This window comes from Hymenobacter mucosus, assembly GCF_900188255.1.
Lineage (GTDB): Bacteria > Bacteroidota > Bacteroidia > Cytophagales > Hymenobacteraceae > Hymenobacter > Hymenobacter mucosus.
In genome coordinates, this window is the sequence record NZ_FZNS01000009.1 from 78,813 (window position 1) to 105,120 (window position 26,308).

The 26,308-nt window shown below is 52.6% G+C and carries 22 protein-coding genes; 10 read left to right on the forward strand and 12 right to left on the reverse strand.

Going from position 1 to position 26,308, the window contains the following annotated elements; translation table 11 throughout:
* Nucleotides 1–96: 96 nt before the first annotated feature.
* From CHB83_RS18130 to pruA, 8 genes are all read right to left on the reverse strand, one after another.
* Nucleotides 97–1,098, reverse strand: a complete 1,002-nt coding sequence (locus CHB83_RS18130; protein ID WP_089333630.1) for a 2Fe-2S iron-sulfur cluster-binding protein — start codon at nucleotides 1,096–1,098, stop codon at nucleotides 97–99.
* 46 nt (nucleotides 1,099–1,144) lie between these two features.
* Entirely contained in the window at nucleotides 1,145–2,485 is a 1,341-nt protein-coding gene (gene nuoF, locus CHB83_RS18135) for an NADH-quinone oxidoreductase subunit NuoF (RefSeq protein ID WP_045687917.1), read from the reverse strand.
* 27 nt (nucleotides 2,486–2,512) lie between these two features.
* A complete protein-coding gene (locus CHB83_RS18140) occupies nucleotides 2,513–3,082 on the reverse strand; it encodes an NADH-quinone oxidoreductase subunit NuoE family protein (protein WP_045687916.1) in 570 nt (189 codons plus the stop codon).
* 22 nt (nucleotides 3,083–3,104) lie between these two features.
* Entirely contained in the window at nucleotides 3,105–4,364 is a 1,260-nt protein-coding gene (locus CHB83_RS18145) for an NADH-quinone oxidoreductase subunit D (RefSeq protein WP_089333631.1), read from the reverse strand.
* Nucleotides 4,365–4,381: 17 nt separating this feature from the next.
* Complete coding sequence (locus CHB83_RS18150) at nucleotides 4,382–4,948, reverse strand: NADH-quinone oxidoreductase subunit C (RefSeq protein WP_089333632.1); 567 nt, start codon at nucleotides 4,946–4,948, stop codon at nucleotides 4,382–4,384.
* Between the two features lie 89 nt (nucleotides 4,949–5,037).
* The gene (locus tag CHB83_RS18155) at nucleotides 5,038–5,592 is read right to left on the reverse strand and encodes an NADH-quinone oxidoreductase subunit B (RefSeq protein WP_045687915.1); all 555 of its coding nucleotides are present in this window, start codon (nucleotides 5,590–5,592) and stop codon (nucleotides 5,038–5,040) included.
* Between the two features lie 70 nt (nucleotides 5,593–5,662).
* On the reverse strand, nucleotides 5,663–6,055 hold the full coding sequence (locus CHB83_RS18160) for an NADH-quinone oxidoreductase subunit A (protein ID WP_089333633.1): 393 nt from the start codon (nucleotides 6,053–6,055) through the stop codon (nucleotides 5,663–5,665).
* Between the two features lie 370 nt (nucleotides 6,056–6,425).
* The gene (pruA, locus tag CHB83_RS18165; RefSeq protein ID WP_089333634.1) at nucleotides 6,426–8,096 is read right to left on the reverse strand and encodes an L-glutamate gamma-semialdehyde dehydrogenase; all 1,671 of its coding nucleotides are present in this window, start codon (nucleotides 8,094–8,096) and stop codon (nucleotides 6,426–6,428) included.
* A 277-nt stretch (nucleotides 8,097–8,373) separates the two neighbouring features.
* On the opposite strand from pruA, the gene CHB83_RS18170 reads away from it, so the two are divergent.
* Complete coding sequence (locus CHB83_RS18170) at nucleotides 8,374–9,375, forward strand: glycoside hydrolase family 43 protein (protein ID WP_045687914.1); 1,002 nt, start codon at nucleotides 8,374–8,376, stop codon at nucleotides 9,373–9,375.
* Nucleotides 9,376–9,410: 35 nt separating this feature from the next.
* On the opposite strand, the gene CHB83_RS18175 is transcribed toward CHB83_RS18170, so the two are convergent.
* The 4 genes from CHB83_RS18175 to CHB83_RS18190 all read right to left on the reverse strand — a co-directional run bounded on the left by CHB83_RS18175 (nucleotide 9,411) and on the right by CHB83_RS18190 (nucleotide 11,641).
* Entirely contained in the window at nucleotides 9,411–10,019 is a 609-nt protein-coding gene (locus tag CHB83_RS18175; protein WP_089333635.1) for a hypothetical protein, read from the reverse strand.
* Between the two features lie 52 nt (nucleotides 10,020–10,071).
* Nucleotides 10,072–10,770, reverse strand: a complete 699-nt coding sequence (locus CHB83_RS18180; RefSeq protein WP_089333679.1) for a YjjG family noncanonical pyrimidine nucleotidase — start codon at nucleotides 10,768–10,770, stop codon at nucleotides 10,072–10,074.
* Between the two features lie 98 nt (nucleotides 10,771–10,868).
* Nucleotides 10,869–11,195: a (2Fe-2S) ferredoxin domain-containing protein gene (locus tag CHB83_RS18185; protein ID WP_089333636.1), complete on the reverse strand. Its 327-nt coding sequence runs from the start codon at nucleotides 11,193–11,195 to the stop codon at nucleotides 10,869–10,871.
* 50 nt (nucleotides 11,196–11,245) lie between these two features.
* Nucleotides 11,246–11,641 (reverse strand): ArsR/SmtB family transcription factor, encoded by a 396-nt coding sequence (locus CHB83_RS18190; protein ID WP_045687913.1) that lies wholly within the window; start codon nucleotides 11,639–11,641, stop codon nucleotides 11,246–11,248.
* Nucleotides 11,642–11,753: 112 nt separating this feature from the next.
* Between CHB83_RS18190 and CHB83_RS18195 the strand changes: the two genes are divergently transcribed.
* From CHB83_RS18195 to araA, 9 genes are all read left to right on the forward strand, one after another.
* Complete coding sequence (locus CHB83_RS18195; protein ID WP_045687912.1) at nucleotides 11,754–12,443, forward strand: carboxypeptidase-like regulatory domain-containing protein; 690 nt, start codon at nucleotides 11,754–11,756, stop codon at nucleotides 12,441–12,443.
* A gap of 399 nt (nucleotides 12,444–12,842) precedes the next feature.
* Nucleotides 12,843–16,010 carry a SusC/RagA family TonB-linked outer membrane protein gene (locus CHB83_RS18200; protein WP_089333637.1) on the forward strand — a complete coding sequence of 1,056 codons (3,168 nt, stop codon included), beginning with the start codon at nucleotides 12,843–12,845 and terminating at the stop codon, nucleotides 16,008–16,010.
* Between the two features lie 61 nt (nucleotides 16,011–16,071).
* Nucleotides 16,072–17,598 (forward strand): RagB/SusD family nutrient uptake outer membrane protein, encoded by a 1,527-nt coding sequence (locus CHB83_RS18205; protein ID WP_089333638.1) that lies wholly within the window; start codon nucleotides 16,072–16,074, stop codon nucleotides 17,596–17,598.
* 117 nt (nucleotides 17,599–17,715) lie between these two features.
* Entirely contained in the window at nucleotides 17,716–18,792 is a 1,077-nt protein-coding gene (locus tag CHB83_RS18210; protein ID WP_089333639.1) for a glycoside hydrolase family 43 protein, read from the forward strand.
* A 49-nt stretch (nucleotides 18,793–18,841) separates the two neighbouring features.
* A complete protein-coding gene (locus CHB83_RS18215) occupies nucleotides 18,842–20,530 on the forward strand; it encodes a family 43 glycosylhydrolase (protein ID WP_089333640.1) in 1,689 nt (562 codons plus the stop codon).
* Between the two features lie 307 nt (nucleotides 20,531–20,837).
* The gene (locus CHB83_RS18220) at nucleotides 20,838–22,046 is read left to right on the forward strand and encodes an aldose epimerase family protein (RefSeq protein ID WP_089333641.1); all 1,209 of its coding nucleotides are present in this window, start codon (nucleotides 20,838–20,840) and stop codon (nucleotides 22,044–22,046) included.
* A 144-nt stretch (nucleotides 22,047–22,190) separates the two neighbouring features.
* Nucleotides 22,191–23,924 (forward strand): ribulokinase, encoded by a 1,734-nt coding sequence (locus CHB83_RS18225; protein WP_089333642.1) that lies wholly within the window; start codon nucleotides 22,191–22,193, stop codon nucleotides 23,922–23,924.
* A complete protein-coding gene (locus tag CHB83_RS18230) occupies nucleotides 23,921–24,622 on the forward strand; it encodes an L-ribulose-5-phosphate 4-epimerase (protein ID WP_089333643.1) in 702 nt (233 codons plus the stop codon). The genes CHB83_RS18225 and CHB83_RS18230 overlap by 4 nt, the downstream gene beginning before the upstream one ends.
* Nucleotides 24,623–24,735: 113 nt before the next feature.
* A complete protein-coding gene (gene araA, locus CHB83_RS18235) occupies nucleotides 24,736–26,226 on the forward strand; it encodes an L-arabinose isomerase (protein ID WP_089333644.1) in 1,491 nt (496 codons plus the stop codon).
* Nucleotides 26,227–26,308 lie beyond the last annotated feature (82 nt).

Sequence of the window (26,308 nt, forward strand, 5' to 3'; positions counted from 1 at the left end):
TTGGGTAGAACTACTCAAAGCAGCGTACTTACTGACGATGAATGACTGTTGCGTATGACGCTAGGCTAGATAGCAAGCTCCGCCTAGCACTAAGGATTAGCTACCGAGTTTCAAGGGAGGGTTCTGGGCCAACTCACGCTGGGTGCTTTCTGGCAAATCTGCCACAACCGACTGGTTTAGCACTGGTAGCTCGTAGTGGTTGGCCGAGATAACCGAAGAACGCTCAATATGCGCTGGCCCCTCAATGGTCCAGTCTGAGGTATCCTTCTTCTCAAAGCGGCACTCGTTGCAAATCCACTCTTTCACCTCGCCGTATTGGTCTTTACGAGCTGTAGTGCGTAGAACTTCCTTGCCTTTATACCACAGCACAACGTTGCCAGAGCACTTAGGACAGTCGCGGTGGGCATTTACCGGCTTGGTAAACCACACCCGCGACTTGAACCGGAACGTTTTATCGGTAAGAGCACCCACGGGGCACACGTCAATGACATTACCAGAGAAGTCATTATCAATAATGTTCTCGATGTACGTGCCAATTTCGGCTGCGTCGCCGCGGCCCAGCACGCCATGCACGCGGTTATCCGTAATCTGGTTGGCCGTATATACGCAACGGTAGCATAAGATACAGCGCGTCATATGCAGCTGAATCAGGGGGCCAATGTCGATTTTCTCGAAGGTACGCCGCTCCTCCTGATAGCGTGTGGTGCTTACTCCATGCTCGAACGCAAAGTTCTGAAGGTCACACTCGCCTGCCTGGTCGCACACTGGGCAGTCTAGGGGGTGGTTGATGAGTAGCATCTCCACGATGCCCTTGCGCACGTTTAGTACCTGCTCAGACGTAGTATTTTCTACTATCATTCCGTCTTGCACCGGGGTTACGCACGAGGCTACCAGCTTTGGCATGGGGCGCGGGTCCTTGGCCGAGCCAGCGGCTACGCGCACCAAGCAGGCCCGGCACTTGCCACCTGAGCCCTTCAGCGGGGTGTAATAGCACATGGCTGGGGGCACAATGCTGCCACCGATTTGGCGGGCTGCATTGAGGATGGTAGTTCCGTCCGGAACTTCTACCTCGACGCCATCAAAAGTTATTTTAGCCATTATTCAAAGCTTCCGGAAAGGAAGAAGAAAGTCAAGTGTCAGATGATTAAACCAGTACCCCATTGGCCCGGTACACCGCACCGGGTTGCGCGGCTTCCTTGGCGTTGGTCACGTGCCACTCAAACTCGTGGCGGAAGTGGCGCACGGCCGCCGCAACGGGCCACGCAGCTGCTTCTCCAAGTGGGCAGATGGTATTTCCCTCTATTTGTTTGGCTACACTCACGAGTAAGTCAATGTCTTCCATATGACCGTGACCATGCTCCAAACGGTGCAGCACCTTTTCAAGCCAGCCGGTGCCTTCACGGCAGGGCGAACATTGGCCGCAGGACTCGTGATGGTAGAAGCGGCTGAAATTCCATGTGTTGCGCACAATGCAAGTGGTTTCGTCCATAGCAATGAAGCCACCTGAACCCAGCATAGTACCCGTTACGAAACCTCCATCAGAAAGCGACTCATACGTCATGAGACGGTTTTCACCGGCTGCCGTTTTCAGAATCAGTTCTTTCGGCAGTATGGGTACTGACGATCCCCCGGCTACTACCGCTTTCAGTTCCCGGCCCTTCCAGATGCCGCCGCAGTACTCATCAGAATAGATGAATTCTTCTACGGGCACCCCTAGCTCAATTTCGTAGATGCCAGGCTTGTTGAGGTGGCCGCAAGCAGAAATAAGCTTGGTACCTGTGCTCTTGCCCACTCCAAGCTTCGCGTATTCGTCGCCGCCCTCGTTGATAATGGGCACAACAGCCGCAATAGACTCAACATTGTTGACTACTGTAGGACGGGCGTATAGCCCTTGCACCGCCGGAAATGGAGGCTTGTTGCGCGGGTTTCCTCGCTTGCCTTCTAACGATTCTAGCAGGGCTGTTTCTTCGCCACAGATATAGGCACCACCACCAGGATGCACATGCAAATCGAGGTCGTAGCCGGAGCCTAGGATGTTTTTACCCAGGAAGCCGTTTGCATAAGCTTCTGCAATGGCCTTCTCCAAGATACGCAGCACATACAAAAGCTCACCTCGAATGTAGATGTACGAGGTGTTAGCACCCAAAGCATACGAACTCGTAATCATACCTTCTACGAGTAAGTGTGGGAGCTTTGACATCAGCTGTCGGTCCTTGAAGGTGCCTGGCTCTGACTCATCTGCATTGCAGACGAGGTAGCGTGGTACTCCTTCGGGCTTAGCCAAGAAGCTCCACTTCATGCCAGTAGGGAAGCCAGCACCCCCTCGGCCCCGCAGGCCCGATTTCTTTACTTCCTCCACCACCTCATCGGGGGTCATTGTTTTCAGCGCTTTCTCTACCGAGCGGTAACCACCATGTTTGCGGTACACCTCAAAGGTATTAATGCCTTCAACGTTAATATGTTCGGTCAGCAGTTTGCGTCCCATAGGTTCAGAGCGGTAAGCTGAAAGACGTTAGTTGTTGGCCAGTGCGTTTGGGAGGCCAGTTTCTTCCCAGGGCAAAGCTGGGCGGTGCACTTGGTTGCGTAGCTCCGTGAGCATTGCATCTACTGCCTCAGGCGTATCAAGCCGCTCGTAGTACTTCTCGCGCACCTGCACGATGGGAGCAAAACCACAGGCTGCTAGGCACTCTACCTCTTTTAGGGTAAATAACCCATCGGCAGAAGCAGGGCCACCTACTTTAGCGCCCGTAATGCGCTCCAGATGCGCTGTCAATTCGTCGGAGCCACGCAGCATGCATGGGCCAGTACGACAAATTTCCAGTACGTGCTTGCCCACCGGCTTCAGGTTGAACATGGTGTAGAAGGAAGAAACCTCGTACACTTCAATGGGCTTCAATCCGAGCGTTTCCGCTACTAAATCTTGCACCTCGGGACTTACCCAGCCACCAAACTCAGCTTGAGCAATGTGTAGCACGGGCAACAGCGCAGACTTGCGACGGTCGTCGGGGTAGTGAGTGAGCAGACGTTTGATTTCAGCTTGGGCAGCTTCGGAAAATTGCGGCTTGACAGTAATCGTCTCCATATCGGTCAAATTCAGCAAAAAACTACGCGTCTAGCTCACCGGCAATTACGTTCATTGACGACAGCGTCACAATGGCGTCGGAGAGCGTTTGGCCAGTTACCATTTCGGTGTAGGCCTGGTAGTAGATAAAGCAGGGGCGACGGAAGTGCAGGCGGTACGGGGTGCGTCCGCCGTCCGACACTAAGTAAAACCCTAGCTCACCGTTGCCACCTTCCACGGAGTGGTATACTTCGCCCACAGGAGCCTCTATTTCTCCCATCACTATCTTGAAGTGATAGATAAGAGCTTCCATGTTTTTGTACACGGCTTGCTTGGGCGGCAAGTAGTAGTGGGGGGCATCGGCGTGGTAGGGGCCCTGCGGTAGGTTTTCGAGTGCTTGGTTGATAATGCGCAAGCTCTGCCAGATTTCCTCATTCCGCACCATGAACCGATCGTACGTGTCGCCCTTAGTGCCAATAGGAATTTCAAACTCGAAGTCCTGGTAGCTAGAATACGGATTCATTACTCGCACATCGTAATCGACGCCCGCGGCCCGCAGGTTGGGGCCCGTGAAGCCGTAGTTCAACGCCCGCTCTGCCGAAATGCCTCCTACGTCAACCACCCGGTCCATAAAGATGCGGTTGCGGTTGAACATCTTCTCGAACTCGGTCATAACCGCCGGAAACTCCTTTAGCCACTTGCGCAGCTTCTGAATAGCTACGTCGGTAAAGTCGCGCTCCATACCACCCACGCGGCCCATATTGGTGGTGAGGCGGGCACCGCTTACTTCCTCGTAGATTTCATAGATCTTTTCCCGCTCATCCATCAGGTAGAGGAAGCCAGTGAAGGCTCCCGTGTCTACCCCCAAGATACCGTTGCAAATCAGGTGGTCCGAAATGCGAGCTAGCTCCATTAGAATCACGCGCATATACTGAGCGCGTTTGGGTACTTCTACCCCGAGCAGTTTCTCCACCGTCATATGCCAGCCCATGTTGTTGATGGGCGACGAACAATAGTTCATCCGGTCAGTGAGAGGCGTAATCTGATAGAAGGGGCGCCGCTCCGCAATCTTCTCGAAGGCCCGGTGGATATAACCGATAGTAGGCACCCCCGAGATAATCCGCTCCCCGTCCATCTGCAGAATGTTCTGGAAGATGCCGTGAGTAGCGGGGTGGGTAGGACCCAGGTTAAGAGTTGTCAGCTCTTGATTGAAGTCGTTTACGGAAGGCGCAAGAGGGTTCTGCTGTTCCCGGGCTTCTTCAATAATTTTATGAGTGCCTTCCAGCGTGTCGTTTACTGCCATGATAAGGTATCAGGGGCCTAGCGGCCGAAGAATAAATCAGTTTTGTCTTCGCGGGTACCATCTTCCAATGCGTACTCCTTGCGCATGGGGTGATAGTCCAGGTCTTCCACATTAAGAATGCGGATGAGATTGGGGTGGCCGGGGAAGATGATGCCGTAGAAATCATAGGCTTCGCGCTCCATCCAGTTGGCTGTAGCGTACAAGTCCGTCATAGTGGGCACAACGGGATCAGCCAGCGGGAAGAAAATCTTTAACCGCAGCCGCACATTGTGTACTAAACTGTGCAGGTGATACACTATCCCTAGCTCCTGGCCTTCCTTGTCGGGGAAGTGTATTCCGCACATGGTGGTCAGGAAGTTTACTTGTAACTCTTGGTCTTGCTGCAGACCAGCAAGGATATCGTGAATTCGCTCCCGGGTAGTAGTGGCCGTAAGCAAGCCGTAGGGCTCTTCAACATCAGTGAAGGCATCCTCACCGAACAAACGATGCAGCAAAGACAGGAGCTGCGCATTTTTCTGCGTCGCGGGGTCTTGAGCAGCGGCGGTTTCTTGAGCAGCCGGGGATTCTTCGTTTTGGTCAGCCATTCTTTCAGGGAGAAGCGAGAAGACAGAAGCAGGAAGCTAGCTGCCGGGAAGCAACCAAGGGTAGCTTCCCGGCAGCTAGCTTCTGGTCCTTACTTGATGTTATAAGAAGCCAGCAAGGCTTGATACTCGGGTGAATTGCGTCGGCGGAACGACTCGTTTTTTGCTAGATCCTGAATGCGCATCAAACCGTCGAGCACTTGCTCGGGGCGGGGAGGACAGCCCGGGATATACACGTCTACAGGAATGATGCGGTCAATGCCCTGGAGCACAGAGTACGTATCGAAGATGCCACCCGAACAGGCGCAGGCACCCATGGCGAGCACCCAGCGGGGTTCAGCCATTTGCTCATACACTTGCTTTACAATGGGAGCCATTTTCTTGGCAATGGTGCCCATTACCATCAGCAGGTCGGCCTGCCGGGGCGAGAACGAAGGCCGCTCTGAGCCAAAGCGGGAGATATCGTAGCGGGCGCCCATGGTAGCCATGAACTCGATGCCGCAGCAGGAAGTAGCAAAGGGTAGGGGCCAGAGTGAGTTGGCGCGGGCAATGCCTACTACTTTCTCCAGGGAGGTAGCGAAAAAGCCAGCGCCTTCCATACCCTCCGGGGCGTCTACCATTTTGATTTCAGGAGCTCTATTTTCCATGATGGTCAGTCAGTTGAGAAGAAGCTAAGGGCTTCATAGGGGCAACACAAGCTGCGTTGCAAAGGTTGCCCTAGCGTGCCTCGTTCCAGCGTAAAACTCCCTTCTTGATGACGTAGGCAAAACCCGCCATTAGCAGGGCCAGAAACACAATCATCTGAATAAAGCCAGTGGAGCCCAGGGCCCGGAAGTTTACCGCCCACGGATACATGAAGATAACCTCCACGTCAAAAAGCACAAATAGAATGGCGGTGAGGAAGTACTTAACCGAAATAGGTGTGCGCGCATTGCCCACCGATTCGATACCGCACTCAAAGGCCTCATCCTTCACGCGGCTCTTGCGGCGCGGGCCCAGCAAGTGCGATGCTACCATGGAAAAAGCAACGAAGGCAACGGCTAAGATAAACTGCACTACAATAGGCAGAAAATCAGCAGGTTGATATTGGGTTGGGACAGCAAGAAGCATACGTGTCGGTAGGAATGAGCTATTTAAAAACAGCGTGCCTAGCAAAGGTATCACGAAATGTGGGCTGAACAAATGGGAAATCAAGGTCAACGCCGTGCCCTGCAACGGAAGGTTAACTATGGGCCAGTATAGAATAAGTACTATCTCTATAGTCACTGAAAGCCAGTGTGAAGTGTCTATCTACAGCAGCTAGCAAAGTTTCTGAGTAACCATTGTTTTCTATGGCGTGCGCAAGAATCACTTGCGGGCCGTAACGCACCGCTCTGAACCCTCATGCAATACTGGTTTTGAGCTACCATTGACAGAAAAACAAAGGCCCTTTCAGCATCTGAAAGGGCCTTTGTTTTTCTGTCAATGGTAGCAAGCTAGGCTAGAATCCTCCCTGGCCAGTCACGTTCAAGTTTTCACCAGTTTCTACGCCCATAAAAGGGTAGCGGTAATCTACGGGTGGCACGAAGGTTTCCTTAATAGCCCGCGGAGATACCCAACGCAACAGATTCAGCAAAGAGCCAGCCTTGTCGTTGGTGCCAGAAGCGCGCGCACCACCGAAGGGCTGCTGACCTACTACCGCACCGGTAGGCTTGTCGTTGATGTAGAAGTTACCTGCGGCCTGCACCAACTTCTTTGAGGCCAACTCAACGGCGTAGCGGTCCTGCGAGAAGATAGCACCGGTGAGAGCGTAGGGCGAAGTAGAGTCTACTACCTCCAGGGTCTGCTCAAACTGAGCTTCGTCGTAGATGTACACCGTTACCACCGGGCCAAACAGCTCGTCGCACATGGTAGTGTACTTGGGGTCCTTGGTTACAATAACCGTGGGTTCAATGAAGTAACCTTTCGACTTATCGTAGCCACCGCCCGCTACAATTTCAGCATTGTTGTCGGCCTTGGCACCGTCGATGTACTTGGCCAGCTTGTCGAAAGACGTTTCGCTGATAACAGCGTTGACGAAGTTCGAGAAGTCTTCCACGTCACCCATTTTGAAGGTAGCGAGGTCTTGCTTCACGTACCCCAGAATTTCGTCGGCCAAGTTAGAGGGCAGGTAGATGCGAGAGGCTGCCGAGCACTTCTGACCCTGATACTCAAATGCTCCCCGAGTAATAGCGGTAGCTACTGCTTTGGCATGGGCCGAAGGGTGAGCCAGAATAAAGTCTTTGCCGCCCGTCTCACCTACGATGCGCGGGTAGCTCTTGTAGCGCTTGATGTTCTGCCCAATGGTCTGCCAGATGTTCTGGAACACTCCCGTAGAGCCAGTAAAGTGAATCCCGGCGAAGTCGCGGTGCTGGAAGATAACCTCGCCCGCTACCGGACCATCCACATAAATCAGGTTGATGACGCCGTCGGGCAAGCCAGCTTCCTTGAAAAGCTCCATCAGCACCTGGGCTGAGTAAATTTGCGTGTACGCCGGCTTCCACACAACTACGTTGCCCATCATAGCCACGGCAGTAGGCAGGTTGCCAGCAATGGAAGTGAAGTTGAAGGGCGTAAGGGCAAACACGAAGCCTTCCAGGGGGCGGTGCTCCAGGCGGTTCCACATGCCGGGCTGGCTCTGGGGCTGCTGGTGATACAGCTCCTGCATGAAGTGCACGTTAAAACGGAAGAAGTCAATCAGCTCGCAAGCCGCATCGATTTCTGCCTGAAAAGCGTTTTTGCTCTGGCCCAGCATAGTAGCCGCATTCAGGCGGGCCCGGTAAGGGCCGGCCAGCAGCTCGGCAGCTTTCAGAAAAATAGCGGCGCGCTGCTCCCACGGTAGCTCAGCCCATGCCGGGCGAGCCGCCAAGGCTGCGTCAATGGCTTGGTGCACGTGCGAGGCGTCGCCTTCGTGGAAGAAGCCCAGCGTGTGCTGGTGGTCGTGGGGTGGGAAGATACGGTGGGTGGTGCCGGTACGTACTTCCTGGCCCCCAATGTGCATGGGAATATCGCGTTCCTGCTGCTTCAGCTCCTTTAGCGTCTTGAGCAATTCAGTGCGCTCAGGCGAATTAGGAGCATACCCCTTTACAGGTTCGTTGATAGGGGTAGGTACGTTAAAAAAGCCGTTGGCCATAGTGGTTGCTGGTTTTGTGAGTGCATGGATGGTGGAAGGAGGAAGAGCAAAGGTAGGAGGAAAGCTGAAGCCGTATGTTCTTGGCCCTACTAACAGGCTAGCGGCAGATCGGAGCTTCATTGCCTGATGAGCTGACCGGAAAGCAGTAAAGCAAGCCGGATGCTATAGATGAGTACAGTGTACTATTCATAGTCATGACACAACCGCCGGAAACTGCATCCAACTCGCTCAAGATACGTTTGCTTACGAGTTGCTCGCCCACTAGCCTAGCCTTCCAATGCTTACTGAAACTGCTCCTACCTATCAGAATCCCATCTGGGACTTCGATTTCCCGGACCCCACTATTATCCGGGCTGCGGATGGGTATTACTACGCTTATGGTACGCAAACCAAACGACCCGGCAACCTCATCATCAACTTGCAGGTAGCACGCTCCCTAGATTTGGTCCGTTGGGAATATGTGGGTGAGGGATTGCCACAAAAGCCATTATGGGCTCATACCACGCAAAAGTTCTGGGCACCCCATGTAAGCGAGCACAACGGCCTCTACTACCTCTACTACTCGGCTAAACCCGATAAAGGCGAGGGCCTGTGTTTAGCGGTGGCTACTTCGGCCGCTCCCCAAGGACCCTTCCTAGATGTAGGTGCCCCGCTACTATGCGGCACTGGCTTCCTCGAAATCGACCCGATGGCGTTCGATGACCCAGCTACTGGCAAGCGGTGGCTGTACTGGGGCTCGGGCTTTGGGCCGTTACGGGTGCGGGAGCTAGCCGAAGACCGTCTGTCCTTCGCGCCTGATAGCCAGGAAATAACGCTGGTGCAACCCGCCGGAGCTGGCGACCCACGCCGCTATGATCAACTTTTAGAGGGTAGCTGGGTGGTACTGCGTGGTGGGTGGTACTACTTGTTTTACTCCGGTAATAACTGCTGCGGCCCCGATGCCCACTATGGCGTACTCGTAGCCCGTTCTCGCACTGCCACGGGCCCTTTCGAAACCCTGGCCGAAGCCTCCGGCGACCCGTACGCAATGCTGCTGGAAGGTAATGAACACTGGGGCGCACCGGGCCACAATTGTGTGGTGACGGATGCTGCCGGGCAAGACTGGCTAGCCTATCACGCCATCGACGCTCGGCAACCTACCTTCGACGCTATTGACGATGAGCAAGGTTTCTCCCGCCGCGTGATGCTCCTAGACCGCCTAGAGTACGTGGGCGGCTGGCCGCGGTTAGTCACGACGGGTGGCACGCCGTCATCTGAGTTACAGCCGGGGCCTCAGTAACCTTAGCGGAATATAGCGCCCTACTGTAAACGGGCCTACAGCCGCTCCATTAGCTCCCGTACCTGCCGCTCCAAGTCAGTCAAGGATCCGGAGTTGTGGATGGTAAGGTCGAAGTGAGGGTAGCCGTCGAGGGCAGTTTCACTGGGGTGGTTATCGTCGCGGGTGCCGTCGCCGCGCTGGCGGAGTGGGTCGCCTTCCACGCGCAGCATCAGGCCGCCCCGGCTACGGATAAGATCGGCTTCATTAGGGAAGCGTACGTCTGGAATTAAGGTAAACTGCTCCTTTGGTAACTTGGAGAAGAATGCTTGCACCCAAATATTGGGCTCCCATTGGCGTAACGCGAGGCCTACCTGCTGGAGCATCTCCCCACGCGTACGACCAAAATTAGGTAGCAGCTCCGCCTTGCCGCGCTGAGAATAATAGGGGGTAGTGCCCTCACCCGCTAGCGCGGCACATACTGCTTTAATTGGCTCGCCCACTGAGCGGATATGCCACTGTCGTTGTGGTTGGAACTGCTGCATAAGGCGGGCAATGGTATCCTTGCCGCTTCCCCGGCGTCCCGAAAACCCAATTAGTCGAATCATGGAGGCAAAGGTACGGCCAGCAAAGCGGAGACCATACTTCACCAGCCAATAGTGAGCCATTACACAACACGCTGAGCAGCTAGTTTGCTAGGCCGCTAATAGGTAGCGGAACTTAGAGAATATCCTTCAATTCGCTTAAACAGCTAATTTCATAGGTGGTCTGGGCGAAATGACGTCGCTTCTCCGGGTTAAAATACACTTGGTCTAGCCCTGCATTGCAAGCACCTAATACATCGCATTCCAGATTATCACCTACCATTAAGCTCTCTGAAGCGCGGGCACCGCTACGTTCCAAGGCGTGCTGGTAAATGCGGGCATCGGGCTTGAGGTGTCCGCAACATTCCGACGTCACAACTTCCTGGAAATAATTGATGAGGTTGGACGCGTTGAGCTTGATGTGCTGAATGTCCTTAAAGCCATTCGTAATCAAGTGCAGCGTGTATCCTTTCTCCCGTAGGTAGTCGAGCACCTCGTAGGTATAAGGAAATACCGCCGTTTTATGGGGCAGAATATCCGTAAACTCCTTAGAAATAGTAGTTGGCACCTCCAACTCAGGCACCCCTAGTTTGCTTAGTGTACGCACAAAGCGTACCTCGCGCAGCTGCCGCTGGTCAATTTTGCCCCCTTGGTATAGGCGCCACAGCGCATGATTAATGTCGGAGTACACCCGAATGAACTCTTCCACGGTGAAAGTGCCATACCGTCCTAGGTCGTGCAGTACATACAGGTGACGCAGGGTTTCATCGGCATTAGCCTCAAAATCCCAAAGCGTATGATCAAGGTCGAAGAAAAGGTGACGGTAGGTTTTCAAGAAGTGCAAAGCAATGAGAAAGGAGACGATACTATATACTACGTAGTGAGATGAAGCCGGGGTATGAGCAATCAATGACGCGCTGGTGAGTAGCAGCCCTACGCTAACCGCAGCCGTTCTACAACGCGGCCTTCACCTACGTGTTCACGCACGATGTCTGCTGCGTCCTTCGGTTTCACGTCGCCGTAGACGGTACCTTCGGGATAAACAATTAGCGCCGCACCAGGTCCCTTCTTGCAGTGCTTACATAGGTCTAGGCAGTTACAGGTTTGCACCTGTACTTTGCGCTTGTGGCCTCCCGTAAGCAAGCTTTTCAGGCCCTGTTTCTTTAACTCGACTTTGATGGACTTGGCAACGTCCTTTCCCACATCGTCTTTTTGAGCCGTACAAACAAAGAGGCGAATAGAGGAAGTAGCTGATTTCACGAGAGGTACGTACGTTGAGCAGTAAATAAGCCGGGTAGGGCGTGTCGGACTTACAGGTCCGGCACGCCGGTCCAGCGACGATTTTGCAGCTTATACGCGGCTAGCTCGCGGTTCGACCATAACGTTTGGTAGATCTTCTGATCATGAACCAGTTGCTGGTCTCGTTCCATGTAGCCGAGTAGCTGATGAACGAAGTCTTGCGCTTCTTCCTTTATGTAATAGAACACCCAATTGTCGAGGCGTCGAAAGTTCACTAGGCCCGCATTTTTCAGGTAAGATAATTGCCGAGATGTTTTGGTCTGCGTGAAATCCAGCACCTGTTCTAAGTCAGAAATGCACATTTCCTGATTTCGCCACAGCAAATGGAGGATACGCACCCGACTTTCGTCGCCGAAGGCTTTGAATAGTTGCTGACCAAATGCAACGGTAAAGTGTTTCAGGCGCATCTTTAGAGGGAGGAGTTGGGAAAACGGCCTAGCTGCACGGTGGGCCGAATTTACACCAAACCCGTGAGCGCCCCCTGAAAGTGCCGTATACTTGTAGTCTGTAATGCTTTGTATGTCTGTTGTGGTTCGTTTTCGTTTCTTCTTACTGTCGATCCTACTGGTAGGGGTAGTAGTAGCATTGCTACAACCAACGGCAGCTCATGCCCAAGGACAACGCCGCGTGGTGCAGTTCTCTGGTATTGTAGCCACCGGCGACTCCCTGCTGGGCGTACCAGGCGCCGCCGTATTCGTGCCCAAGGCTGGGCGTGGTACTGCTACCAATGCGTATGGATATTTCTCCTTACCCGTGCTAGCCGGCGACAGTATTGTGATACGCAGTCTTGGCTACCGCAACCAATATGTGATTGTGCCGGAGGATTATCAGCGTCAGAGCTACTCCGTTATCGTATCACTGCGTGAGGATGCCACCGTGTTGCCCGAAGTACGCATTTTTCCTTACGCCACCGAAAAGCAGTTCAAAGAAGCATTTTTAGCCTTAAAGCTGCCGACGGAACGAGGCTCTGCCGCTGCCGAGAATTTGAATGAGCAGGTGATGCGCCGTATGTTCAACAACTTGCCGGTAACTAGCATGGGTAATTACCGCCAAACCATGCAAAATCAGCAGTATGATCAGTCTCGACGTATGGGTATGGGCCCCAGCCCTCGCACGAGCAATCCTCTGCTAAACCCATTCAGTTGGTTGCAGCTAATTAACCAAGTGAAGAAAGGAGAGTTCAAGAAGAAAGAGGGGGAGGATTACTAGAATCCAACTGCTAAGTAAGCATCCTAGTGAAGGAGTAGTAAGTATATCTTACTACTCCTTTTGTGTTTACGGGCAGTGCGGAAAACGAGGGCTATCTGTAAAAAAGTTATGCGTAGTAGCCAGTACCGATGAGCAAGTACTCTCTTACTGGAAATGCTAAAAGTGAGTGGAGTTGTAATAATCTGTTGGTTATTTGTTACGATTTCACTAACCTTACTCACGAATTCAAGAAATAGCTTCCTGTTGTCCCTTAGGATTACGCCAAAAAAGGCGTATAGGCCCTAAAAAGCCAGCTTTTTAAATTCTACTTTTTTTTGTTCCCTTACACAATCGTTTGTGAAGTGAGGTAAACACAAACGATTGTGCAGTATCCCTAAATTAATTCCCACACTCACTTTCATGAAAAAGCCTGTACCTAGAATACGCCGGGTAACCCTGCCGGCTTTGATGTGCTGCCTACCCTTGCAGCCGTTACTGGCAGCTACTGGAACTGCGGTAAGCATTCCCAATACAATAACCTCCTTTCAAGCTGATATCAGCGTTTCGGGAAAGGTATTAGATGAAAAAGGCGCTGGTCTGCCTGGCGTAAATGTGGTCGTAAAGGGTAGCAGTGTTGGTACCCAAACCGACATTGACGGCCGCTTTACGCTAACCGCTCCCGACAACGGAACGCTGGTGTTTTCCTTCGTAGGATATACTGCGCAAGAGGTGGCTATCAATAGCCAGACGTCGCTCAATGTAGCCCTAGCTCCTGATAACCGCGCGTTGTCTGAAGTAGTAGTAGTAGGTTACCTAACAGAAGACCGTCAGAACGTAACCAGCGCCGTGAGTAGCTTGAATGTGTCTGAGGCTCAGAAGGCTCCAGTTGCTACCGCTACTCAGGCTTTACAGGGACGGGTATCAGGTGTACAAGTGACTGGTTCCGGCGGACCAGGTGACGCTCCTATCGTAAACATTCGAGGTATTGGCACATTAGGTAATGCCGGTAGTGGCCCCCTTTACGTTATCGATGGTTTGTGGACAGATAACATCCGCGACCTAAATCCGAATGACATTGAAACTCTGAATATTCTGAAGGATGCTTCCTCTACAGCCGTATATGGCTCCCGGGGGGCCAACGGGGTAGTTCAGATTACTACGAAAAAAGGCCGCGCTGGTGCTCCTTCTATTAGTTTTAATGGCTATCGGGGTGTTGACCAAGTTTATAAGCGTTATAATCTCACGAATGCCAGCGAATGGGCTGACCGAGCAGTAACGGCATATACAAACGCGGGTCTTGACCCGCTTAACAATGGACAGAATAGCTTAGCGGGTGCTGTAAAGGGGCCAGGTGGTGCTTTCAATCCCAATGTAGATACGGATTGGCAAAAGGAATTTTTCCAAACCGGTACCATTGAAGACTATAACCTATCCTTCTCAGGAGGAAGTGTTGGCGAAAAGACAGCGACAAACTTCTTGGTATCGGGCGAATACTTCCATCAGTCAGGTATCGTAAAAGGCCCAGACTTCAAGCGTTATAGCTTGCGCTTAAACTCTGGGTTAACTCGTGGTCGGCTCAAATTTCAGGAGAATGCGCAGTTCACTCACTTAGATGTGACACTGCTTAATGGAGCACCTTTCATAGATGTGCTAACCATTATTCCTAGCATCCCAGTATATGATCCAGCCAATGAAGGTGGTTTTGGCACAGGTTCTCCCACGCTCAATAGCTTCGCTACTAACCCTATTGGAGCGCAGCAGTTATTGCGTCGTACGCAATCAGATAACCGCGTAGCTGGTAACATCAGCGCTGATTTCTCCATCTTCGACTTCCTGACGTATCGTTTGAACGTGGCTATGGATGGCCATACGTACAGCAATGCAGATGCGCAGCAAGCGGGTATTCTTCGCCAAAACAGCAGAATTAATACGTCTTCGCTCAATGAATTTCTAGGGTATGACCTATTTATGCTGGGCGAAAATATGCTGACCTTCAATAAGCGTTTTGGTGATCATAGCATCAATGCCGTAGCGGGTTATTCAGAGCAGAGCTTCCGTCAGCATAATGTGCAGGCTGGTGCACAAGGGTTCACTAGCTCACCTCAGTATTATTTCGAGCTAAGTGCTGGTCCAGAGAAGGGGGTAATTGGTGGCAGTTCGTTCAAGTATACCAAGCGTTCATTCTTTGCACAGGCTACATACGACTTCAAAAATCGTTATCTGTTGTCAGTAAGCGGACGTCGAGATGGTTCGTCGCGTTTTACACCGGACAACCGTTGGGGTAATTTTGGTGCTGCGTCGCTGGGCTGGCGTGTTAGTGAAGAGGATTTCTTCAAGAGTGCTGTTCCGGCCGTCAACAATTTGAAATTGCGTGCCAGCTATGGCTCTAACGGTAACGATGCTCTCAATGGGCTCTACGGCGGAAGCTATTTGCCGTATCCAATCGTTGGCCAAAACGTGAATTACGTTATAGGTACTGGTCAAACTATTGTGAATGGTTCTTCCCAACTGGCTTTGCCTAGCCCAGATATTCGCTGGGAAGATCGATATACGAAGAACATTGGTCTGGATTTGGGCGTGCTTGATGATCGGCTCACCCTCTCTACAGATTACTATGTTTCACAAACGCGCAATGCCCTAGCACCGGTACAGGTGCTAACCTACTTAGGGCACTTCGGACAAGCACTTTATCAGAACGCAGGTGACATAGAGAACCGCGGTTTAGAACTGGCCTTGGGGTACCATGACAGTAGACGTGCTTTCACCTATGGTGCCGACTTCACCCTAACTACTATAAAAAACGAGATAACGTCAGTACCGGTAGAAGGACAGGTATTTGAAGGAGGTGAGTTGTTGACTCGTTCGGCACTAGGTACTTCTTTAGGTGAGTTTTATCTGATTCCGTTCGATGGTATCTTCCAATCAAACGATGAAGTAGCTAACTATAAGAATGCTAGTGGTACTGTAATTCAGCCCTACGCTTCAGCTGGTGACGTGCGCTATAAGGACACTAACGGCGACGGAACAATTAGCAACAGTGACGCTGTCTATTCAGGTAAGTCCATTCCAAACCTGATAATGGGGCTTAACCTCACAGCTGCTTACAAAGGTTTTGATTTGTCGGTGTTCTTTAACTCATCAAGCGGCAATAAAATCTATAACGTAGCACGCCGTGATTTGGAGAGTTATGTTGGTCCTAACAACTATAACGCTGATGTGCAGCCGTGGACGGCAGAAAACCCCTCCACTACCACGCCACGTCTGTTGCAAGGTGGAGGTCTAGGCAATCTTGGTCTAGCAGCTTCTTCTAACTCTCTATTTAATACAACGCGTTGGTTAGAAGACGGCTCTTATATCCGTCTGCGCAACATTCAACTCGGCTACACTTTCCCTAAGACATTGACGAGCAAAATGCCAAGCTTAGGTAGCGTACGAGTGTATGTAACGGGGCGTAACGTGTTCACCATTACTGATTACACAGGATTTGATCCAGAGATTACGGGCACCGGTTTCTTTAGCCGTGGTATTGACGCAAGTTCCTACCCTAATGTGCGCAGCTTCACCGGCGGCATTCAGGTAAACTTCTAATTCATGCTAGGACAACAAATAATTGTCCAAGACCCCAATCCAACCTGTTTTTCCTACTTAGATGAAAATCAATAAAATAGCTGCCTTAATACTTGCGGGTGGCCTGTTCATAACAACTGCCTGCGAGAAGGACTTGCTGGACCAAGCTAACCCCAACGCACCAACTACAGACCAGTTCTGGAAAACTGAAAGTGATGCTGTCAAGGGAGTATATGCTTGCTATTCTGGTCTGCAGCAGTTTGCCTGCTACTACCGTAGCTGGCACTTTATGGCCCATCGTTCTGATGAGTCATATAGCCAAAGCCCTTTTGTTGCCTTAGCAGACTTTACACGCTTCATCCAGCCCGACGTAGATTTCTTCATTTCATCATTTGCGTGGAATGACTACTACCGCACCATCTATCGCACCAATCAGGTAGTAGCTCACGTGCCTGATATTCAGATGGATGAGACGCTCAGAAATCGTTTAGTGGCTGAAGCACGGTTTGTGCGGGCCCTCTCGTATTTCGACTTGGCTTACTTTTTCGGCAACATACCTCTTATTACGGTAGAACCTACTGTAGCAACGCGGGCGCCTCAAGCAACGCAAGCCCAAACAGAGGAATTCCTTATTTCGGAGCTGACCGCTATTATCCCGAATCTGCCATTATCCTACGGCGACGCCGATAAAGGTCGTGCAACACGAGGTTCTGCCCAAGCTTTGCTAGCAAAGGTGTATATGCAGCAACGAAAGTGGAGCGAAGCCGCTGCGCTGTTCGCACAAATTGCTACTGACAATCAGTACACTTTGGTGCCCAATTACCTCGACAATTTTACCGAGGCTAATGAGAACAACAGAGAGTCAGTTTTCGAGGTTCAGTTTACTGGAGCTGTGCTAGAAGTTGGTCAGGGCCAGGACAATGCTTCTGCCTCAGAAAGCCATGACCGGCCGAACTTCTTCGGCCCTCCCGGTCCTACCTATGCCGACGTGCAGCCTCGGCGCTGGCTCTTAGATGAGTACAAAGATTCCACAGTGACTTTTGCCTCTGGTAGCACTACTAGGCACCTGATTGATCCTCGCCGTGATATTAGCATCGTTCACGCGGGTAACCCAGACCGTTTCTACGGCAGAACGTTTGCTCAATGGAACTGGAATCCGAATCAGCAGTACTGGCGCAAATACCTCAATGACCGTACCCGTACCGACGAAAACTTCTCCTCTGGTATTAACCACCGTGTGATTCGCTACGCAGACGTGCTATTGATGCATGCAGAGGCTATGACTGAACTGGGGCAAATGAGTAATGCTCTACCCTTAGTAAACCGGGTGCGCACGCGGGTAGGACTAGCCCCACTAACGGGTACATTCACTCAGAGCGCTATGCGTCAGATTATCCGCAGTGAAAGAGCGAAGGAACTTGCTGGTGAAGGAACTCGCTGGTTTGATATCCTACGCTGGGGCTTAATGGACAATCAAGCAGGTATTGATGAATTAAAGACTCGCGATTCTGATTTCACCAACTTCCGTTTGGGAGTTTCGAAACTGTTGCCAATTCCGCGGCGCGACTTGGCCATCGACCCCAACCTCAAGCAGAATCCTGGGTACTAATACCAGCACTAGAGGATGAGTTTACACAGCCGTTCCAGGGCTTGCCTTGGAACGGCTGTGGTATTCCTAGGGTAGATGTGAATACGGTGTTTTTTTGATATAAAAGTTTGACAGATAATGAGTTATTATTGTAAATTGAATGGCAAGTATTTGCTGGCTGTAGCCTTGTTGGGTTTGCTCAGTTGCCAGGATGGAGGGGAACCAAGCGTTACTCCCACGCCGCCTGCCCCACCTCCAACTGCCGGAACCACCTTTACTAATCCGCTGCTGGCCTCCGGGCCTGACCCCTGGGTATATCAAAAGGATGGGTTCTATTACTACATGCATACCACCAATACCAACTTGCGAATCTGGAAGACTGCCCGGATGTCGGATTTAGGGTCGACTTCTAGTGTAGTGGCTTGGACACCTCCTATTGCCGGAAATGCTTCGGGTAACCTATGGGCACCAGAACTGTACTTTCTGGACGGCAAGTGGTACATCTATTATTCCGCTGGTCCTGCTGGTTCAGATCTAGGTCGGCAGCGGACATGGGTACTAGAAAACTCGTCTGCTGACCCTACTACTGGAGTGTGGGTAGATAAGGGGCAGCTGGTAAGCCCGGGGGCAGACTTTTGGGCTATTGACGGCACCGTACTTGAGCAAAATAATAAGCGCTATTTTATCTGGTCGGGTCACAATGGGCTTGACGCTGTGCAGCGTCTTTATATCTCGCAGATGAGTAACCCGTGGACGCTAACTGGTCCTCGAGTAGAACTGTCACACCCAGAGTATACTTGGGAGGTAAGCGGTTTTGGAGTCAACGAAGGTCCTGAAATCCTCAAGCACGGCACTAAAACCTTCTTAGTGTATTCGGCCAGCTTCTGCGGTACCGATCAGTATGCACTGGGCATGCTCACGGCTTCGTCAACCGCAGATCCATTGCTACCTGCATCCTGGGCCAAGTCAGCCCAGCCCGTTTTCTCGCAAAGTCCAGCCAATCGCGCGTACGCAACGGGGCACAATTCCTTTTTCACCTCCAAGGATGGACAAGAGAACTGGATTTTATATCACGCCAATTCTAACCCGAATGAAGGATGCGTTGAAAAACGTAATCCCCGCATGCAGAAGTTTACTTGGAACGCTGACGGTACTCCAAATTTTGGTGTGCCAGCAGCCATCAATGCTCGGCTAACTAAACCTAGTGGCGAGTAATAGCACTATAGATTGTCCTTGCTTTCTCTTACTTCATTTCCCACCACATATGTCCACACATTTACTTTCGGTACGGCGCCATTTGTGTCGCCTGACCTTAGTGCTGTTCGTCCTTACCTGGTTTGGTTCCGAAGCCTATGCCTTGCAGGGTCTACAAGGCGTACATGATCCTTCTACAATTGTAAAGGAGGGCAACAAGTACTGGATTTTCGCTACAGGTCAGGGCATCTACAGTATGTACTCCACGGACCTCGTAAACTGGACCCCAGGGCCTCGGGCGGTATTTGTCAACAACGCCTACCCAGCTTGGATTAACACAAAAGTGCCCGGCTTCGCAGGCAATTTCTGGGCTCCCGAGTGTATTTACATGAATGGTAAGTACTACCTGTACTATTCATGCTCATCCTTCGGTTCTAAAGTGTCGGCTATTGGATTGGCAACCAACGTTACCTTAGACCCTGCTAGCCCCAACTACAGATGGGAAGACCAGGGCGAGGTAATTTCTACCAATAGCAACAGTGCCGTCAATGCTATTGATCCGGCTGTTTTCAAGGATACCAATGGAGACGTATGGTTCAGCTACGGGTCCTTTTTCGGTGGTCTTCGCATCACGCAATTGAACGCAACTACCGGCAAAACCCTAGGCGGTACCAGCTATGCCGTAGCTAACGGTGATGTAGAGGCCGCGTTCTTAACCAAGCACGATAACTATTACTACTTATTTATCAACCGTGGCAGGTGCTGTGCCGGGTTGAACAGCACGTATCATATCCTAGTAGGACGCTCTACAGTTCCTACTGGTCCATTTTTGGATCAAAATGGGGTGGACCTGAATGCTAATGGTGGTACCATGTTCTTGAGCAGTGCTGGCCGCTACATTGGGCCAGGTCATGCAGGCATTTTTGAAGAGGGTGGAGTAAGCTACTTTTCTCACCATTATTATGATGGGGAGGATAATGGAGTTCCAAAGCTAGGACTAGCTAAACTCACGTGGGGTGCTACGGGCTGGCCTTCTGTAACCCGGGACTGGGTTACCACTGGGCGTTACGAAATCAAGAATCAAAATAGCAACTTGATTTGGGATGCGTGGGGCTGTACTGGGGCATCAGGGCAGATGATTGCGCAAGGCACGCCAGCAGGGTTGGACTGTCAGCGCTGGGACGTTACGGCGTTAGGAAACGGAGAATATAAAATCACGAATGCCCTGGGCGGCTTAGCTGCCGATGTAGCCGGCTGCTCGCCGGATCTAGGAGCTAAGTTGCAGTTGTTTGCCTACAACGGCTTAAACTGCCAACGCTTCCGGATTGACCGTGCCAGTGATGGTACCCTGGTTTTTGCATCTGCCAATGGTAATCGAGTAGTTGAAGTGCCCAACGCTTCGACTACCGCAGGGCAGCAACTCGGCCTGTGGGATTATAATGGTTGTGCTTGTCAGCGCTGGACCTTGACGCCCGCCAGCGCAACTCTCGCTGCCAATGGCAGCCAGAAGCTACAGGGTGTGCGGGTGTACCCAATTCCGGCTAGTGGGGGCAACTTCACTATTGATGTGAGTAACCAGCCAGTAGCACAGGCTACGCACGTGGAGGTGTACGATATGCGTGGTCATTTAGCCTACCGTCATGAGTTTGCTAAGCAGCAACAAACACTACATATAGCGGCTGGCTTGCGGCCTGGTGTATATATGGTGCAGGTACGTCGGGGCAGCAGCCTCATGACGCAGAAGGTATCGGTACTATAGTAAGTACACGCTAGTGTATTAAGAAGGATTCCGCAGACAAAGCACTGCGGAATCCTTCTTTTTTATAAGGGAAATACACAAACGATTGTGTAAAGTGAAAACGTTTTTCTACTTTACCCCTCGATTAGGAGGTGTCCTAGTTTGTGACCAGCAACTTACCTTGGTGAGGAAGTGGTTAATGACTTCAACAACAAGGATATGTGATTGTGAAGAACGCGGAATTATGTATTCTGCCCTTCATTTCACAGGACGCCAGCCTCCTATACGATGTGCTTAGTCCTCCCAAATTCCCATACTCCATTTGTTCATGACAAATTTTAATCGTGCCGGATTGTTGACCAAGGGCGTAGCCGGACTAGCTGGCTTCTTATCCGTGGCAAGTTGCAATCAGTCGGCGCCTGCTACTGAACAAGCAGCTGGCACTTCCCAAACCATGACCGATACTACCCAAACCGCTTCTGGAGCTGCTACGGCTCCTACCTCCGCCTCCTTCGGCAAGACACAAGATGGCACTGAGGTGCAGCTATACACGCTCACCAACGCCCATGGAATGAAGGTGAGCATCACCAACTTCGGGGGCACTATTACCAGCCTCATGGTGCCAGATAAGGCGGGTAAACTGGGCGACGTAGTATTGGGCTTCGACAACGTAAATGGCTATCAAAGCCCCGAGTTTAAAAAGTCGAACCCCTACTTTGGCGCCCTAATTGGCCGCTACGGCAACCGCATCGGCAAGGGCAAGTTCACACTGGATGGGAAGGAGTATTCACTACCCCTAAACAACAACGGCAATACCTTGCACGGCGGCGAAAAAGGCTTTGACGAGAAGGTGTGGCAAGCCGAGCCCGGCACATCTGCCGATGGCCAAACGCTGAAACTCACCTACCTGAGCAAGGATGGGGAAGAAGGTTTCCCTGGCAACCTCAACGTGACGGTTGTATATACCCTTACTAACGACGACGCGCTCAAAATCGACTACTCGGCTTCTACCGATAAAGCTACCCCGGTTAACCTCACGAACCACGCCTACTTCAACCTCAGCGGCGGTAAGGACGTGCTAGGCCACGAAGTGACCATGCCAGCTGACCGCTACACGGTAGTAGATGCCGGCTTGATTCCTACGGGTGAACTGCGCCCCGTAAAAGGCACGCCCTTCGACTTTACATCGGCCCACACTATTGGTGAGCGAATTGGTCAGGTACCCGGTGGCTACGACCACAACTGGGTGCTCAACCAGGCTAGCGGCAGCCATGCCGCCGCTACCGTGTACGAGCCTACTACTGGCCGTACCATGGAAGTAACCACCACCGAGCCCGGCTTGCAGTTCTATACCGGCAACTTCCTCGATGGTACTCTTAAAGGCAAAGGCAATACATATGGCAAGCACGCGGGCTTCTGCATGGAAACTCAGCACTTCCCCGACTCGCCTAACCAGCCGAAGTTCCCGAGCACCATCTTGAAGCCCGGTGAGACCTTGCAGTCTACCACAACCTATAAGTTTGGCGTGCGCCAATAGGCGCCACTGCTTTCTACTGGCTAGCCAAGTAGTTGTGGTGTCCTCTCTGGTAGCATGATGATGCGAAACCAAGAGTTGTAGCTCTAATAAGCCGGCGGCACTCTTCTCAAGTTTTCAAGTAACAATTTCATCCATTCACCTCTCGTGGAAACCTCCTCTTCAGCATCTTCCCAAGCGGAAGCTTTCGTTATCGGTATCGATTACGGCTCCGATTCCGTGCGGGCCGTGCTGGTAAATGCGCATACTGGCGTAGAAGTTGCCCAGGCTGTACACCCGTACGCCCGCTGGAAAGAACAGCGCTACTGCAACGCAACCAAGAATCAATTCCGCCAGCACCCGCTCGACCACATTGAGGGCCTAGAGGCCACGGTGCGCCGCGTAGCTCAGAACGTACCCGCCGAGCAAATCGTGGGCCTGGCTGTTGACACTACTGGCTCTACGCCCGGCCCGGTTGACGAGCACGGAGTAGCGCTAGCCTTGAAGCCTGGCTTCGAGGAAAACCCGAACGCCATGTTCGTGTTGTGGAAGGACCACACGGCCCTGCCCGAAGCTGCCGAAATCAACCAGAAAGCCCGTACGTGGGGTGGCGAGGACTTCACCCAGTTTGAGGGAGGTATCTACTCTTCGGAGTGGTTCTGGGCCAAGATTGCGCACGTGGTGCGCGAAGACGAGGCCGTAGCTACGGCTGCTTACTCCTGGATGGAACACTGCGACTGGCTCACGCTGCTACTCACCGGCGGCGAGCTAGCCACTTTCAAGCGCAGCCGGTGCGCCGCTGGTCACAAAGCCATGTGGCACGAGAACTGGGGCGGTTTGCCTTCCGAGGAGTTCCTAACGCTGCTAGAGCCCAAGCTGGCTGGCTTGCGCGAGCGGTTGTTCGAGGAAACCTATACTGCCGACCAAGTAGCGGGTACACTCTCCGAGGAGTGGGCACAGCGCTTAGGCCTGACTACCAAAACAGTGGTAGCCGTGGGCTCATTTGATGCCCACGCCGGTGCCGTAGCAGGCGAAATCGAAGCCTACTCTATGGTAAAAGTGATGGGCACCTCTACCTGCGACATCGTGGTAGCTCCCATGGATGAAGTAGGAGGGAAGCTTGTTCCCGGCATCTGCGGTCAGGTAGATGGCTCCGTAATTCCCGGTATGCTGGGCCTAGAGGCTGGTCAATCGGCCGTCGGCGACTTGCTAGCTTGGTTCCGTGGAGTAATAGAGTGGCCCCTGCGTACCTTGCTGCCCCAATCGTCGGCACTCACCAAAGAGCAGCAGGATGCTTTGCGAGAAGAGATGAGCGATAAGCTGTTCATTGAACTTACCAAGGCAGCCGAAGCCGTGAATCCCGAGGAATCGGCGGTATTGGCCCTCGACTGGGTGAATGGTCGTCGCACGCCAGATGCCAACCAGGCGCTGAAAGGTGCTATCATGAACCTCACCATGGGTACTTCCGCTCCTCAGATCTTCCGGGCGCTGGTAGAATCCATTTGCTACGGCTCCAAGCAAATTGTGGAGCGCTTTGAGCAGGAAGGCATTGCCATCAAGCAGGTGATTGGCCTGGGTGGGGTAGCCAAGAAGTCGGGCTTCATGATGCAGACCCTGGCCGACGTGCTGAACCGCCCTATCAAGGTAGCCGAGTCGGACCAAGCACCTGCGCTGGGTTCGGCTATGTACGCCGCCGTAGCCGCTGGCATTCATCCTGATGTAGTAACGGCTCAGAAGGCCATGGGTAACGGCTTTGCCGAAACCTATACTCCCAACCCCGAGCGAGTAGCTGACTACCAGCGCCGTTACGAGCAGTACCAAGCCTTCGGGCAGTATGTTGAACAAGCTACCCAGCAGCACGCTGGCGAAGTTGCCGAAACCGAGCTGGTTGACCAAGCATGAGCCAATACCAAGATTTAAAGCAGGCCTGCTACGAGGCTAACATGCAGCTACCCGCCCTTGGGTTGGTGCTCTTCACATTCGGCAACGCTAGCGTAGTGGACCGGGAGCGGCAGGTATTTGCCATCAAGCCCAGTGGTGTACCTTACGCTACCCTCAAGCCCGAGGATATTGTAGTGTTGGATTTCTCTAACAACATTATTGAAGGTACCAAGCGCCCCTCGTCGGATACCAAAACCCACGCAGTGCTGTATAGCCACTGGGAACATATTGGTGGTATCGTGCACACGCACTCCACCTATGCTACAGCTTGGGCCCAAGCTCAGTTAGACATCCCGATTCTGGGTACCACCCACGCCGACCACCTCACGGCCGATATTCCCTGCGCGCCGCCCATGGAAGACGCCATGATTGCCGGCGACTATGAGCACCAAACTGGCTGGCAGATCATCAACGAGTTCCAGCGCCGTGGCCTCTCTGCCGAAGAAGTAGAAATGGTACTCTTGAGTAACCACGCACCCTTTACTTGGGGCAAGACCGTGGAAAAGGCAGTGTACCACAGTGCCGTGCTAGAAGAAGTAGCCCGCATGGCCTACCTCAGCTGCACCCTGCGCCCTGATGTGCCCCGCCTGAAAGACTCCCTAATTAAGAAGCACTACGAGCGTAAGCACGGGGTACACTCTTACTACGGGCAGAACTAAGCGCCAATAAGTAAGCGCCCTCCTGGGTAAGGAGGGCGCTGTGCGCTACTACGAGGCTCCGGCCAATTTAAACGATCAACCAAACCCACCCGCGGTTTTCTTCTTTCCTTCTCATGATTAACATTTCCCAATACGAAGCCTGGTTCATCACCGGCAGCCAACACCTATACGGCCCCGAAACTCTGGAGCAAGTAGCGCAACACTCCCAGCAGATTTCGGAAGCTCTCGGCCAAGCACTGCCAATCAAAATTGTGTACAAGCCGGTGCTCACGGGCCCCGACGCTATTACGAAGCTGGTGCAGGAAGCCAACACGACTCCCAACTGCGTGGGGCTGATTGCGTGGATGCACACCTTCTCGCCGGCCAAAATGTGGATCAACGGCCTGAAGATTCTGCAGAAGCCATTGGCTCACCTGCACACCCAGTTCAACCGCGACATTCCGTGGGGCGACATTGATATGGACTTCATGAACACCAACCAATCGGCGCACGGCGACCGGGAGTTTGGGTTCATCGGTGCCCGCTTAGGCATAAAGCGCAAAGTAGTGGTAGGGCATTGGGAAAGCCAAGACGTGCACGAGCGTCTCAGCATTTGGTCGCGCGCAGCTTGCGCCTGGGCCGACTGGCAGGGTGCCCGCATCATCCGCTTCGGCGACAACATGCGCTACGTAGCCGTAACCGAAGGCGACAAGGTAGAAGCCGAGCTAAAGTTTGGCTATTCAGTAAATACCTATGGCATCGGTGACTTGGTAGCCGTTATCAACCAGGTAAGCGACGAGCAGGTAAACGAGCTGCTAGCTACCTACGAACAGGAGTACGAACTGGCCGCCGATCTTAAGGATGGTGGCAGCCAGCGCGATTCCCTGCGCGAAGCCGCGAAAATTGAAGTAGGCATGCGCACGTTCCTGCAAGACAACAAGGCCATCGGCTTCACCGATACCTTCGAGGATTTGCACGGCATGGCTCAGCTGCCCGGCATTGCTACTCAGCGTCTGATGGCCGAAGGGTACGGCTTTGGGGGCGAGGGTGACTGGAAAACGTCGGCCCTGGTGCGGGCTATGAAGGTGATGGGTGCTGGCCTGCCCGGCGGCAACTCCTTCATGGAAGACTACACCTACCACTTCCAGCCCGGTAACGAGCAAGTGCTCGGCTCGCACATGCTGGAAATCTGCCCCACGATTGCCGAAGGCAAAGTGAAAGTAGAAGTACACCCCCTTGGCATCGGTGGTAAGGCTGATCCGGCTCGTTTGGTATTCAACTGCCCCGCTGGTCAGGCGCTCAATGCTACTATCGTAGACCTGGGCCACCGCTTCCGCATGATTGTAAATGAAGTGGAGGCAGTAGCTCCTGAGCAAGATTTGCCCAAACTGCCCGTAGCTCGCGTGCTGTGGAAAGTAAAGCCTAGCCTAAGCGTAGGCGCGGCCGCCTGGATTTATGCTGGTGGTGCTCACCACACTGGCTACAGCCAGAACCTGACGGCTGAGTATCTGGAGGATTTTGCAGAAATGGCTGGCATCGAGTACGTTATCATCGACGATGAAACCAAGCTGCGGACGTTCAAGAATGAGTTGCGCTACAACGACGTGGCGTTTGGCCGGCGCTAGAGCAGTAGGAGCAGAGTAATAAAGCGTCATGTTGCACCAATAGCAGCATGGCGCTTTACTACCCTCTGGGTGTTGACTCATT

Bases quoted from the DNA above. Each gene is read 5' to 3' on its own strand.
- CHB83_RS18145 (WP_089333631.1), bottom strand. From the start codon at position 4,364: ATGGCAGTAAACGACACGCTGGAAGGCACTCATAAAATTATTGAAGAA.
- CHB83_RS18210 (WP_089333639.1), top strand. From the start codon at position 17,716: ATGAGTTATTATTGTAAATTGAATGGCAAGTATTTGCTGGCTGTAGCC.
- nuoF (WP_045687917.1), bottom strand. From the start codon at position 2,485: ATGGGACGCAAACTGCTGACCGAACATATTAACGTTGAAGGCATTAAT.
- CHB83_RS18230 (WP_089333643.1), top strand. From the start codon at position 23,921: ATGAGCCAATACCAAGATTTAAAGCAGGCCTGCTACGAGGCTAACATG.
- araA (WP_089333644.1), top strand. From the start codon at position 24,736: ATGATTAACATTTCCCAATACGAAGCCTGGTTCATCACCGGCAGCCAA.
- CHB83_RS18150 (WP_089333632.1), bottom strand. From the start codon at position 4,948: ATGGCTGACCAAAACGAAGAATCCCCGGCTGCTCAAGAAACCGCCGCT.
- CHB83_RS18190 (WP_045687913.1), bottom strand. From the start codon at position 11,641: ATGCGCCTGAAACACTTTACCGTTGCATTTGGTCAGCAACTATTCAAA.
- CHB83_RS18215 (WP_089333640.1), top strand. From the start codon at position 18,842: ATGTCCACACATTTACTTTCGGTACGGCGCCATTTGTGTCGCCTGACC.
- CHB83_RS18140 (WP_045687916.1), bottom strand. From the start codon at position 3,082: ATGGAGACGATTACTGTCAAGCCGCAATTTTCCGAAGCTGCCCAAGCT.
- CHB83_RS18170 (WP_045687914.1), top strand. From the start codon at position 8,374: ATGCTTACTGAAACTGCTCCTACCTATCAGAATCCCATCTGGGACTTC.
- CHB83_RS18200 (WP_089333637.1), top strand. From the start codon at position 12,843: ATGAAAAAGCCTGTACCTAGAATACGCCGGGTAACCCTGCCGGCTTTG.
- CHB83_RS18160 (WP_089333633.1), bottom strand. From the start codon at position 6,055: ATGCTTCTTGCTGTCCCAACCCAATATCAACCTGCTGATTTTCTGCCT.
- CHB83_RS18175 (WP_089333635.1), bottom strand. From the start codon at position 10,019: ATGGCTCACTATTGGCTGGTGAAGTATGGTCTCCGCTTTGCTGGCCGT.
- pruA (WP_089333634.1), bottom strand. From the start codon at position 8,096: ATGGCCAACGGCTTTTTTAACGTACCTACCCCTATCAACGAACCTGTA.
- CHB83_RS18195 (WP_045687912.1), top strand. From the start codon at position 11,754: ATGTCTGTTGTGGTTCGTTTTCGTTTCTTCTTACTGTCGATCCTACTG.
- CHB83_RS18155 (WP_045687915.1), bottom strand. From the start codon at position 5,592: ATGGAAAATAGAGCTCCTGAAATCAAAATGGTAGACGCCCCGGAGGGT.
- CHB83_RS18205 (WP_089333638.1), top strand. From the start codon at position 16,072: ATGAAAATCAATAAAATAGCTGCCTTAATACTTGCGGGTGGCCTGTTC.
- CHB83_RS18130 (WP_089333630.1), bottom strand. From the start codon at position 1,098: ATGGCTAAAATAACTTTTGATGGCGTCGAGGTAGAAGTTCCGGACGGA.
- CHB83_RS18220 (WP_089333641.1), top strand. From the start codon at position 20,838: ATGACAAATTTTAATCGTGCCGGATTGTTGACCAAGGGCGTAGCCGGA.